This is a genomic window from Halorientalis salina (assembly GCF_005049285.1).
Classification (GTDB): Archaea; Halobacteriota; Halobacteria; order Halobacteriales; family Haloarculaceae; genus Halorientalis; species Halorientalis salina.
In genome coordinates this window covers 267,855-279,756 of the sequence record NZ_SOSC01000003.1, presented here as the reverse complement: position 1 = coordinate 279,756, position 11,902 = coordinate 267,855, and the positions used below count along the sequence as shown (strand labels likewise).

General features: G+C 68.8%; 8 protein-coding genes. 7 read left to right on the top strand and 1 reads right to left on the bottom strand.

What is annotated here, in order from left to right:
* Positions 1–148 precede the first annotated feature (148 nt).
* Together E2481_RS08490 and E2481_RS08485 are read left to right on the top strand one after the other, a co-directional pair.
* Entirely contained in the window at positions 149–613 is a 465-nt protein-coding gene (locus E2481_RS08490; RefSeq protein WP_136716703.1) for a deoxyuridine 5'-triphosphate nucleotidohydrolase, read from the top strand.
* A gap of 64 nt (positions 614–677) precedes the next feature.
* A complete protein-coding gene (locus tag E2481_RS08485) occupies positions 678–3,029 on the top strand; it encodes a PAS domain S-box protein (RefSeq protein ID WP_136716702.1) in 2,352 nt (783 codons plus the stop codon).
* Positions 3,030–3,261: 232 nt separating this feature from the next.
* On the opposite strand, the gene E2481_RS08480 is transcribed toward E2481_RS08485, so the two are convergent.
* The gene (locus tag E2481_RS08480) at positions 3,262–5,691 is read right to left on the bottom strand and encodes a bacterio-opsin activator domain-containing protein (protein WP_169302404.1); all 2,430 of its coding nucleotides are present in this window, start codon (positions 5,689–5,691) and stop codon (positions 3,262–3,264) included.
* Positions 5,692–5,833: 142 nt separating this feature from the next.
* Here E2481_RS08480 and E2481_RS08475 point away from each other — a divergent pair, with 142 nt between their 5' ends.
* From E2481_RS08475 to hutH, 5 genes are all read left to right on the top strand, one after another.
* The gene (locus tag E2481_RS08475; RefSeq protein WP_136716700.1) at positions 5,834–6,205 is read left to right on the top strand and encodes a methylglyoxal synthase; all 372 of its coding nucleotides are present in this window, start codon (positions 5,834–5,836) and stop codon (positions 6,203–6,205) included.
* Positions 6,206–6,336: 131 nt separating this feature from the next.
* Positions 6,337–8,082, top strand: a complete 1,746-nt coding sequence (gene hutU / locus E2481_RS08470; RefSeq protein ID WP_136716699.1) for a urocanate hydratase — start codon at positions 6,337–6,339, stop codon at positions 8,080–8,082.
* Positions 8,079–9,050 (top strand): formimidoylglutamase, encoded by a 972-nt coding sequence (hutG, locus tag E2481_RS08465; RefSeq protein WP_136716698.1) that lies wholly within the window; start codon positions 8,079–8,081, stop codon positions 9,048–9,050. Before hutU ends, hutG begins: the two co-directional genes overlap by 4 nt.
* Positions 9,043–10,278, top strand: coding sequence for an imidazolonepropionase (gene hutI, locus E2481_RS08460; protein ID WP_136716697.1), 1,236 nt, complete (start codon positions 9,043–9,045; stop codon positions 10,276–10,278). Before hutG ends, hutI begins: the two co-directional genes overlap by 8 nt.
* On the top strand, positions 10,275–11,894 hold the full coding sequence (hutH, locus tag E2481_RS08455; protein ID WP_136716696.1) for a histidine ammonia-lyase: 1,620 nt from the start codon (positions 10,275–10,277) through the stop codon (positions 11,892–11,894). The genes hutI and hutH overlap by 4 nt, the downstream gene beginning before the upstream one ends.
* Positions 11,895–11,902: the final 8 nt, after the last annotated feature.

The window sequence follows — 11,902 nt, the reverse complement described above, 5'->3', positions numbered from 1 at the left end:
ATCCCTTAGACGCCTTTCGTCCCCTTCACGAACAGCTTTTTACCGAGGTATGTGCTACATTCTCCCTTCGAACCCACGAAACGCCCGGCGTCGGCGGCGGGCGGCCCGGACCGGCACGTTTTTGCCCGCGCTCGTTGCTCGACCAGCCATGTTCAGGAGTGGCGCGTTCCTGGCCGACCAGCTCGGCGAGCTTCGGGACTCACAGGTTCAGCCCAACGGCGTCGACCTCACGCTCGGGGCCGTCTTCGAACAGACGAGTCCGGGGCGTCTCGAACGTGACGGCAAAACCATCGGCGACCGACGGGAACTCGACCCCGACGAGGACGGCGTCTACCGGCTCCCGCCCGGCGGCTACATCGTCCGGTACGGGGAGACGATCACCATCCCCGAGGAACACGTCGGCTTCCTCTATCCCCGGTCGTCACTGTTGCGCAACTCCTGCATGCTGGATACGGCCGTCTGGGACGCGGGATACGAGGGGCGCGGTGAGGGACTCCTCGAAGTCCACTACGACATCGAACTCGAACGCGGGGCACGGATCGCTCAACTGGTCCTTGCGGGTGCCGACCACGAGGGGACCTACGACGGTTCCTATCAGGGCGAACACCTCTAGGGCGGGATATCGAGCTGTCGAATCGGGAACACAATTATACACCGACCCGCCATAGATGCGCTCAATGAGCGACGGGGCGGACGACCGGGTCGACCGGGAATCGGTGGTTTCGTCGGGCCCGACGCGGATCCGCGTGCTACACGTCGACGACGAACCGAGCCTCGGCGAGACGGCGGCGCTGTGGCTGGAGAAGACCTCGGAGCACCTCTCGGTCGTCACCGAGACCAGTGCGCCCGAGGCGCTCGACCGACTGGCCGAGGAACCGATCGACTGCATCGTCAGCGACTACGACATGCCCGGGATGAACGGCCTCGAGTTCCTCGAAGCCGTCCGGGAGTCCGACCCCGATCTCCCCTTCATCCTCTTTACCGGGAAAGGCAGCGAGGAGATCGCCAGCGAGGCCATCTCGGCCGGCGTCACGGACTACCTCCAGAAGGAAGTCGGCACCGACCAGTACACCGTCCTCGCGAACCGCATCGAGCGAGCCGTCGGGGAACAGCGCACGGCCGACGCGCTGGAAGAGAGCGAGCGCGTGCTCTCGACGCTGATGAGCAACCTCCCGGGGATGGTCTACCGGTGTCGGAACGAGCCCGACTGGCCCATGGAGTTCGTCAGCGACGGGTCGCTCGACATATCGGGGTATTCGAAGGAAGCACTCACGGCCGGTGCGATCACCTACGCCGAAGACGTCATCCATCCCGACGACCGCCAGGAGGTCTGGGACGCGGTCCAGGCCGCGATCGAGGAGGGCGTTCCGTACAAACTGGAGTACCGCATCGAGACCAAGCAGGGCGATATTCGGTGGGTCTGGGAACAGGGGCGGGCCGTCGACACGGCCGACGACGGGACTGCCGTTCTCGAGGGGGTCGTTACCGACATCACGGAGCAAAAGGAACGCGAGGGACAGCTCCGCCAGGCCAAACAGCGCTATCGCCGCGTCGTCGAACAGGACCTCTTTGGCATCTACATCATCCGGAACGGCGTCATCGAGTACATAAACCCGAAAGCCGCCAGCATCTTCGGGTACACGCCCGAGGAGCTCACCGACGGGATGACTGCCTTCGACATCGTCGCCGAGGCAGACCACGACAGACTGCGCGAGAACATCCGTCGCCGCGAGCAGGGCGACGTGGGCCAGTTGCAGTACGAACTGACCGGCGTCCGGAAGGACGGCAGCCGCTTCGACTTCGAGGTTCACAGTGGCGTCATCGAGTACGAGGGTGAACCAGCGCTGCTCGGTGCGCTGGTCGACATCACGGACCGCAAGGAGCGCGAGCGCGAACTCGAACAGTACGAGACGATGATCGAGACGGTCGGGGACGGCGTCTACGTCGCCGACGAGGACCTCGAGTTCGTCACCGTCAACGACGCGATGACGGACCTGACCGGCTACGACCGCGACCGCCTGGTCGGCTCGTCGGCGACGCTCGTCCTCTCCGACGCGGACGTCGAACACGCCCTGGCGGTCCGTGACGAGTTGCGGACGACCGACCGCGACGTGGGCTCGCTCGACATCAACCTGCAGACGGCCGATGGCGAGTCCCGTCCCTGCGAGGTCCGGTTCCGCATCCTCACTGACGACGACGGCACTTACCGCGGGACCGCCGGCGTCGTTCGCGATATCACCGAACGCCGACAGTACGAACGGGAACTGGAACGCCAGAACGAACGACTCGACGAGTTCGCGAGCGTCGTCTCTCACGACCTCCGCGGGCCGCTCACCGTCGCCCGGGAACGGACCGAACTGCTCCACGAGACCGGTGAAGACCTCCACTACCGGAAGGCCCGGTCGGCCTTCGACCGCATGGACGACCTCATCGAGGACGTGCTCGAACTCGCCCGCCAGGGGCGCGTGGTCGAGGAGACCGAACCCGTGGCGATCGAGTCGGTCGCACGGGAGGTCTGGTCGACGATCCGGACCGGCGAGTCCACGCTCTCGGTGTCGACCGACGCCAGCGTCGTCGCCGACCGGAACCGGCTCTACTCGCTGTTCGAGAACCTCCTTCGCAACGCAGTCGAGCATGGCTCCACGAGCCCTGACTCGCAGGCTCGTCAGGACGCAGTCGAGCACGGTGCTACCGGGAGCGAAAACTCGGAGAGCTCCGGCGACGGCGTGACCGTCACCGTCGGCCTGACGACCGGGAGCCGGCCGTCGACGCCGGACGGTGCGAAAGCCGACCCGGCCGGGTTCTACGTCGCTGACGACGGCCCCGGCATCCCACCGGACGAGCGAGACCGGGTGTTCGAGGCGAGCTACTCCACTACTGAGGAGGGAACCGGGTTCGGTCTCGACATCGTCGAGACGATCGCGGACGCGCACGGCTGGTCCGTCTCCGTGTCCGAAAGCGACGGCGGCGGTGCTCGGTTCACGGTGAGCGGCGTCGACATCGTTGCTCCCGACGAAACCGACGGCTGATCCGTCGGGAATCGGAGAGAGAGGGAGAGACACCTGCGCCGACCGTCCGGCACGCGGTTACAGGAGCCGTGTGGTGATTTGGGTTGCGGGATGTGCCGTGACGGTGGCCTGGCGTCGGTGCGGCTACCGACCCGGAACGTGTGGAGCCTTCGGGTGTTCCCGAATCGGCAGGTACCGCACTCTCAGTGACGACGCGTAATGATAAACCGATTGTACCCAACTCGTTAGGCGCTCACTCGGGGTCGAACAGTTCCTCGAACACCTTTCGCTCGGCGGCCCGGAGGTGCTGGTGGAAGGTGGGCCGGGAGATGTCCATGGACTCGGCGAGTTCGTCCCCGGAGACCGGGCGGGGCCACTCGAAGAAGCCGCTGAGATACGACGACTGGAGCGCGGTCTGCTGGCGGTCGGTCAGCCGGTCTTCGAGCGCGGCGCGGAACTCCTGGCGGGTCTCGACCGGGCGGTTGTGTTCGTGGTAGCCGACGAGGTCGGTATCGTCGTACCGGTCGGCCACGAACTCGAAGAACTCGCGAGCACTGGCTTTCGCCGGCAGTTCGACGGTCACGTGCGCCTGCCCGTTCTCGCTGTCGAGCGTCTGCATCACCGCCCCGCGGTCGGCGATGGTCTCGACGAACGCGTCCCTGACGACGAACTCGAACAGCTGTTGGTCCTCGTCTGCGAGACAGGCCGCCGTCTCCACGCCGGCGTCCTCGGCCGCCGAAAGCACCGCGTCGGCGGCGGCCCCCGTCGTTTCCGCGAACAGTCGCAGGGAGCCGTCGGGCTGGTACACCGAGCCCGCGTAGGACAGTTCACAGTCCACGGCGGTCGCGATGCGGTTGAACAGCAGGGCGTCGTCGCCGACGGTGAACTGCAGCTCGATGACCTGGTCGGTCCCGAGGATGCGCCCGGTCTCGATGGCGTTGTACGCGTTGGCGATCGCCCGCCCGAGCGCCGAGAGCACGGCCTGTTCGTGTGCGTTGAAGGTATCGGGATCGGTCGTGTAGACGCTCATCACGCCGTACTGGGTGTCCTTGTACGCGAGCGGGACCGCGATGGCCGTCCGGAACCCCTGTGCCGGTTCGCCGCCGAACTCCCCGATCGGCTCCCCGGCGGCGAACTCGCGATGCTGGGTAGTGCCCTCCCGAAGCGCTCGCACGCTCGGTCCCGGGTCGTCGGCGTCGAGAGGGAGCGACAGGTCCCCGATGTCGACGTCGGCATCGCCGGCCCACGCGGTCGGCGTGAGCGCGTTCCCGTCGACGTCGACGTCGCCGATCCACGCGAGGTCGTACCCCTCGACCCCCGCGAGGAGGTCGCAGGCGCGCTCGTTGATCTCCTCCCGGGTCGAGGACTCGACGAGCACCTCGATGACGTCCCGGATGAGGCCGTTGATGCGGGCGAGCAACTGGCGGAGCTCCCCCTCGCGCTGGCGGCGTGCGAGTTCGTAGCTGACCCACTGGGTGAGCAACTCGACGAACTGGCGCTCGCTCTCGGTGAAGGGCTCCTCGCGGGGCTGGCGCGCGGCGAAACAGAGCGTTCCGTACAGCTCCCCGTCGACGGTCACGGTCCCGCCGAGGTAACACCCCAGCCCGTACCGCTCGTAGGCGGGGTCGTCCGCCCAGCCCTCCGCTCGGGCGTCACTGACCGCCAGCGGCCCCTGGGCGTCGATGGTCTTCCGACAGTACGTCTCCGACAGCGGCTGGTCGGTCCGCTCGGCGAACTGCTCGTCGTTGCCGTCGTCGACGACGACCCGAAACCCGCCGGTCTCGGGATCGGCCTTCGGGTCGATGACCGCCAGGAACGCCGACTCCAGTCCGACGCGTTCCCGCCCGATATCGAGGACGTGCTGGACCTTCTCCTCGAAGGGCAGGTCCGAACGCGCGGAGACCGCCGAGAGTTCACGCAGTGCGAGTTCGCTCTCCCGGAGCTGGCGTTCCAGTTCCTTGCGCTCGGAGATGTCCCGGCTGATGCCGACGGCGGCCCCGTCGCTCCCGGTCCGGTCGATCCGGCTGAGTCGCGTCTCCGCCGTGACTCGTCCGTCGGTCGTCGGCAGGTCCATCTCGATTTCCAGCTGTTCGCTGTCGCTGTCGCCCGACAGCACCGCGTCCCGGCGCTGCTGGTACTGCGTGAGCGCCCCATCGTCGATGATTCCCTCCTCGGCGTAGCTCTCGGCCGTCGCGTCGAGCAACTCCGCTTTCGACCGGTCGAACAGGTCGGCCGTCCGCTCGTCGACGAAGACCCGTTTCCCGTCTTCGTCCAGGACGAACGCCCCTTCATCCATCGTCTCGACGATGGTCTCGTAGGTCTCCAGTCGCGCCTCGCGGCCGGCCGTCTCCAGCGCCCGCTCGACGCGCCGTCGGAGCAGTCCCTCCCAGTCGCCGGTCCGCTGGACCACCTCGTGTATCCCGGCGTCCAGCAGGTCGGTCGCGCTCGCTGCCACGTCCGCGTCGAGCACTGCGACCACCGGGACGGTCCCGTGACTCGCCCGTACCGTTTCGAGCACTGCGAGTCCGTCGGGACCGTCTGCCGTGTGTTCCGTCACGACACAGGCGTTCTCGTCGTCGAGTTCGTCGCCGACCGCGTCGGCCGAGACAGTCTCGACTGTCACTCCGTCGAGCGATTCGACTGCCGCTGCGATCCGCCGGTCCGTCCCGCTATTCGGGTCCACCACGAGAACCCGCTGGCTCCGTCCCATGCGTCAGATATCGGAGCAACGACCCCCCCTGAGATAAATCTCGCGGCGAGGTTTCAGGATTTGATTCCGGCGCTCGGGGGGAACGGCTACGTGCCCGGACTCGCATCTAGAGCCCATGGCGCGCGTCGCACTCATCGCCCACGACGAGAAGAAACCCGACATCATCGACCTGGTTAGCGAGTACGAGGCCACACTCGCCGACTGGGACCTGCTGGGCACCGGCACGACCGGCCAGCGCATCACCGAGGAGACCGACCTGACCGTCGAACGCAAGGCTTCCGGCCCGCTCGGGGGCGACGTGCAGATCGCCAGCGAAGTCGCCGACGGTGCCGTCGACGGTATCGTCTTCCTCCGTGATTCCCTGACCGCACAGCCCCACGAACCCGACATCTCCGCGCTCCTGCGCGTCTGTGACGTTCACGACGTGCCGCTGGCGACCACCGAAACCGGCGCGCGATACCTCCTCGACGGCCTCGGCGCCGAGTGAGGCTGGGTCGCCGTCCGCTGGTCCGCGGTGGCGGATGTCGTCGGTTTTCCGTCCCCTGTTTCTCCACGACTATCGTCGCCGCATCGTTCGGTCGCCCAACAGTTACGTCGAACCGTTCCCTATGTGGTGGCATGGCACAGCACACAGAGGGGTCGGGCCACGGCGTCGGCGAGCCCTCGGCGCAGTGGCGCGAGTACCGGGGTGCGCCGACCGGGACCGACATCGAGTGCCGGGGCTGGCGACAGGAGGCGGCCCTCCGCATGCTCAACAACAACCTGGACCCGGAGGTCGCCGAAAAGCCCGAAAATCTGGTCGTCTACGGTGGGACCGGCCGCGCAGCCCGGTCCTGGGACGCCTACGACGCCATCCTCGCCGAGTTGCGCGACCTGGGCGACGCCGAAACCCTCCTGGTCCAGTCGGGCAAGCCGGTGGGCCGATTCGAGACCCACGAGCGCGCCCCGCGGGTCCTCATCGCCAACTCCAACCTCGTCGGGAAGTGGGACACCTGGGAACAGTTCCACGAACTCGAAGCGAAGGGCCTGATCATGTACGGCCAGATGACCGCCGGGTCGTGGGCCTACATCGGTACCCAGGGCATCATCCAGGGCACCTTCGAGACGCTGGCGGAACTTGCTCGCCAGGAGTTCGGGGACGATTCGCTCGAAGGCAAGATCGTGGCGACGGGCGGCCTCGGCGGGATGGGCGGCGCGCAACCGCTGGCGGTGACGATGAACCGGGGGGTCTGCATTGCCGCGGAGGTCGACGAGGCCCGCATCGACCGCCGCATCGAGACGGGCTACCTCGAGGCCAAGACCGACGACCTCGACGCGGCCATCCGACAGGCCCGCGAACACGCCGACCGGGGGGAGCCGTACAGCATCGGGGTCCACACGAACGCCGCGGACTTCCTGGAGAGACTCATCGAGCGCGAGGTGATCCCCGACGTGGTCACCGACCAGACCAGTGCCCACGACGAGTTAGAGGGATACTACCCGTCGGGCTACTCCGTGGCGGAGGCCGACGAGTTGCGCGAGCGGGACCCCGACACCTACCGCGAGGACGCCCTCGACACCATGGAACGCCACGTCGAAGCCATCCTCGACCTGCAGGAGCGGGGTGCGGTGGCCTTCGAGTACGGCAACAACATCCGCGGGCAGGTCACCGAGCACCGCGGGATGGACCGTGCATTCGACTATCCGGGCTTCGTCCCGGCGTACATCCGGCCCCTGTTCTGCCAGGGAAAGGGCCCCTTCCGGTGGGTGGCCCTCTCGGGCGACCCCGCGGACATCCACCGGACCGACGAGGCCGTCAAGGACCTGTTCCCCGAGAAAGACGCCCTGCATCGCTGGATCGACCTCGCACAGGAGCAAGTCGCGTTTCAGGGCCTGCCCTCGCGAGTCTGCTGGCTGGGCTACCGGTCCGAAGACGATCCCGAGGGGCTCACCGAGCGCGCTCGCTTCGCCCTTCGCATCAACGAGCTGGTGGCCGACGGGGCGATCTCGGCACCCATCGTCGTCACGCGCGACCACCTCGACGCGGGCAGCGTCGCCTCGCCCAACCGCGAGACCGAGGCGATGCAAGACGGCTCGGACGCCGTCGCCGATTGGCCGATCCTGAACGCCCTGTTGAACTGTGCGGCCGGCGCGGACATCGTCAGTGTCCACGACGGGGGCGGCGTCGGCATCGGGAACGCGCTGCACGCGAACAACCACGTCGTCCTCGACGGCACCGAGTTGGCCGCCGAGAAGGCCCGACGGGTCTTCACGACTGACCCCGGGATGGGCGTGGTCAGGCACGCTGACGCCGGCTACGAGGACGCGATCGCGGAGGCCGAGGCGTCGGGCGTGTCGATCCCGATGCGGGAGGAGGACTCATGAGCGGGCGCGACCACCCGTTCACGCAACCGCCCGCGTGGGACGGTGACTCCTCGGATCCGAACGACGAGCAGTTCGGCGACGTGATATTCCCCGCGACGCTTGAAACCGCCGCCGAGGAGCGGGCGGTCCTGGTCGGCGAACCGTACGACGGCGCGGTGCTGGGCCGCCCTGGAGCGAGCGAGGGGCCCGCTGCCCTCCGTCGGGAGCTGGCGGCGACCAAGACCCACCACTTCGACGCGGGACCGGTCAGGTCGGTCGGCGACCTCGGCGATATCGCGGCCATCGCCGGCGAGTGGACCACCATGCGCTCCAGCGAGGTCCAGGCCACCGTTCGAGACGTGGCCGCCAGCATCTACGACCGTGGGGCGCTCCCGGTCTTCCTCGGGGGTGACAACTCGTTGACCTACGCCAACGTCGCGCCGCTGGTCGAGCGCGGGTCGGTCGGCGTCGTGAGTTTCGACGCCCACCTCGACTGCCGGGAGGTCCGCGGGGAACCCACGAGCGGGACGCCCTATCGACAACTCCACGAGGCAGGCCTGGACGCCTTCGCCGTCGCCGGCGCGCGCCACTTCGAGACGAGTACCGAGTACGCCGAGTACGTCACGGGCCGCGGGGGGACCATCGTCACCGCCGACGAGGTGGGGATGGACACCGTAACCGCGGCCGACCGCCTGCGCGAGGCGATGGCGTCCGTCGACACCGTCTATCTGAGCCTCGATATGGACGTGCTGGACGCTACGGCCGCCCCCGGCGTGAGCGCGCCGACGCCCGGCGGCCTCACCACGCGGGAACTGTATCGGCTGGTTCGACTCCTGGCGACCGACGACCGGGTCGCCGGGTTCGAGGTCGTCGAGTGTGCCCCGCCGCTGGACGAGAGCGACCGAACCGTGAGGGCGGGCGCACGCGCGGTGGCTCACTTCCTGTCGGCGCTCACCGCCCGTGCCGACTGGGAGGCGAGCGATGGCTGACCTGGATGCCGTACTCCACGACGCGAGCGAGGTCCTGACCGCCCCCGCACCCACAGCCCCCGGGATCCGCGAGGACGCCGCCATCGCCGTGGTCGACGGCCGGATCGCGGCCGTCGGCCCGACCGACGACGTGACTCGCGAGTACCCGCCCGAGAACGCCGCACGGGCTATCGACGCCAACGGTCGCGCGGTCGTCCCGGGATTCGTCGACGCCCACACCCACGCGCTGTTCGCCGGCGACCGGGCCGACGAGTTCGCCGCGAAACTCCGAGGGAAGACCTACCAGGAGATACTCGCCGAGGGCGGCGGCATCCTCCGGACGGTCCGGGCGGTCCGAGCGGCCAGCGACGAGACGCTGCTCTCGAACCTGCTCGACCACCTCGACACGATGCTCGCACACGGGACGACGACCGTCGAGGTGAAATCGGGGTACGGGCTGGACCGCGAGACGGAGTTGCGGATGCTCGCGGTCATCGACCGCGCCGACGACGCCCACCCGGTCGACGTGGTGCCGACGTTCATGGGTGCCCACGCCGTCCCCGAGGACCGGGACGCCGACGACTACGTCGACGAGGTGATCGACGAGCAGCTCCCGGCGGTCGCCGACCAGGGCGTCGCCGAGTTCTGCGACGCCTTCTGCGAGGCGGACGTCTTCACCGTCGAGCAGTCCCGGCGTGTACTCGAAGCAGGTCGGGACCACGGCCTGACGCCGAAAGTCCACGCCGAGGAGTTCACCAGACTGGGGGGTGCAGCGCTGGCCGCCGACCTCGGGGCTGCCAGCGCCGACCACCTCCTGCACGCGACCGAGGCGGACGCTCAAGCGCTGGCCGACGCGGGCGTGACGCCGGTGCTTCTGCCCGGGACGGCGTTCTCGCTGGGGGCCGACTACGCCGACCCCGACACGTTCGCGGCGGCCGGCGCGCCGCCCGCGCTCGCGACCGACTTCAACCCGAACTGCTACTCCCAGAGCATGCAGTTCGCAGTGGCGCTGGGCTGTACCGCGATGGGGATGACCCCCGCCGACGCGATGGTCGCGGCGACGAACCGGGGGGCGGCCGCCCTGAACCGCGACGACGGGACCGGGACGCTCGCCGAGGGCGCACCCGCTGATTTGCTCGTCCTCGACGCACCGTCACACGTCCACGTCCCGTACAATTTCGGCGTGAACACTGTCGAGCGGGTCTTGAAAGACGGCCGGGTCGTTCACCGGCGAGAGGGTGCGGCGTGACCGACACGCCGTCCCCCGGATCGCTCCCGGATCGAGTCGCGATCGATGGCGAGACGCTGACCGTCGAGGACGTGGTCGCCGTCGCCCGCGAGGACGCACCCGTCGAGATCACGGACGACGGGCGCGACGCCGTCCGCGCCGCCCGCGAGCGCGTCACGGAACTCCTCGACACCGACGAGGCGGTCTACGGCGTCGACACCGGCTTCGGCGAGCTGGTGACCGAGCGCATCTCCCGCGACAAACTCGCCGACCTCCAGGTCAACCTCGTCCGCAGCCACGCCGCGGGTGTCGGCCGGGAACTGTCCCGCGCGGAGGTCCGCGCGATGATGACCACCCGACTGAACACGCTCGTCAAGGGATACTCCGGCGTTCGAGAGATCGTGGTCGACCACCTCCAGACCATGCTCAACGAGGGCGTCCATCCTGTCGTCCCCTCGCGGGGGAGCCTCGGAGCCAGCGGCGACCTCGCGCCGCTGGCGCACATGGCGCTGGTCCTGATCGGCGAGGGCGAGGCCGACGTTCGACGGGCCGACGACGCCGACCCCGAACGACTCCCCGGCGACGACGCCCTCGACGCCGCCGGCCTCGACCCGCTCGAACTCGCCCCCAAGGAGGGGCTGGCACTCATCAACGGGACGCAACTCACCTGCGGCGTCGGGGCCTTGCTGGTCCACGACGCCGCCCGGGCGGTCCGGATGGCCGACCTCGCGGGCGCGCTCACGACGGAGGTGACGATGGGATCGACCGCCGCCGCCGACGCCGCGATCTCGGCGGTGCGACCCCACGACGGCCAGGCCGCCAGCGCCCGCAACGTCAAGCGGCTCACGGCCGACTCCGAAATCGTCGAGTCACACCGCAACTGCGACCGGGTGCAGGACGCCTACTCGATCCGGTGTCTCCCGCAGGTCCACGGCGCGGCCAGGGGTGCCGTCGCCCACCTCCGCGAGGCCATCGAGACCGAGTGCAACAGCGCCACGGACAACCCGCTGGTCTACCCGCGCGAGGACGTCAACGACTACGCCACCGGCAGCGAGGACGTGGCGGTCCTCTCGGGCGGGAACTTCCACGGCGCAGTGCTGGCCCATCGACTCGACTACCTCGCCGGCGCGATGGCCGACCTCGGGGCCATCTGTGAGCGCCGCGTCGACCGCCTGCTGAACCCCAACGTTCAGGAGTCACATCTGCCGCCCTTCCTCGCGGCCGACAGCGGCGTGCGCTCGGGGTACATGCTCGCCCAGTACGCCGCCGCGGCGCTCGTCGACGAAGCCAGGTCCACGGGTCGCCCTGCCGTCGACAACGTTCCCGTCAGCGGCAACCAGGAGGACCACGTCAGCATGAGCGCCCAGTCGGCTTTCGAGGCCGAGACCGCCGTCGAGAACGCGCGGACCGTCGTCGCCATCGAACTGCTCTGTGCGACCGAGGCCGCCGAGTACGTCGACGATGCGCTCTCTCACGGCGTCGGGACCGGCGCGGCCGTCGCGGCGGTCCGCGAGGTTGTCGACCCCCTGACCGCTGACCGGCCGCCCAGTCCCGACATCGAGCGCGTGGACGCACTGGTCGCAAGCGGCCTGCTCGAATCCCGAGTGATCGACGTGCTGGAGGGGCCGCTGGAGTGATAGTGGAC

Bases quoted from the DNA above. Each gene is read 5' to 3' on its own strand.
- E2481_RS08490 (WP_136716703.1), top strand. From the start codon at position 149: ATGTTCAGGAGTGGCGCGTTCCTGGCCGACCAGCTCGGCGAGCTTCGG.
- E2481_RS08485 (WP_136716702.1), top strand. From the start codon at position 678: ATGAGCGACGGGGCGGACGACCGGGTCGACCGGGAATCGGTGGTTTCG.
- E2481_RS08475 (WP_136716700.1), top strand. From the start codon at position 5,834: ATGGCGCGCGTCGCACTCATCGCCCACGACGAGAAGAAACCCGACATC.
- hutU (WP_136716699.1), top strand. From the start codon at position 6,337: ATGGCACAGCACACAGAGGGGTCGGGCCACGGCGTCGGCGAGCCCTCG.
- hutG (WP_136716698.1), top strand. From the start codon at position 8,079: ATGAGCGGGCGCGACCACCCGTTCACGCAACCGCCCGCGTGGGACGGT.
- hutI (WP_136716697.1), top strand. From the start codon at position 9,043: ATGGCTGACCTGGATGCCGTACTCCACGACGCGAGCGAGGTCCTGACC.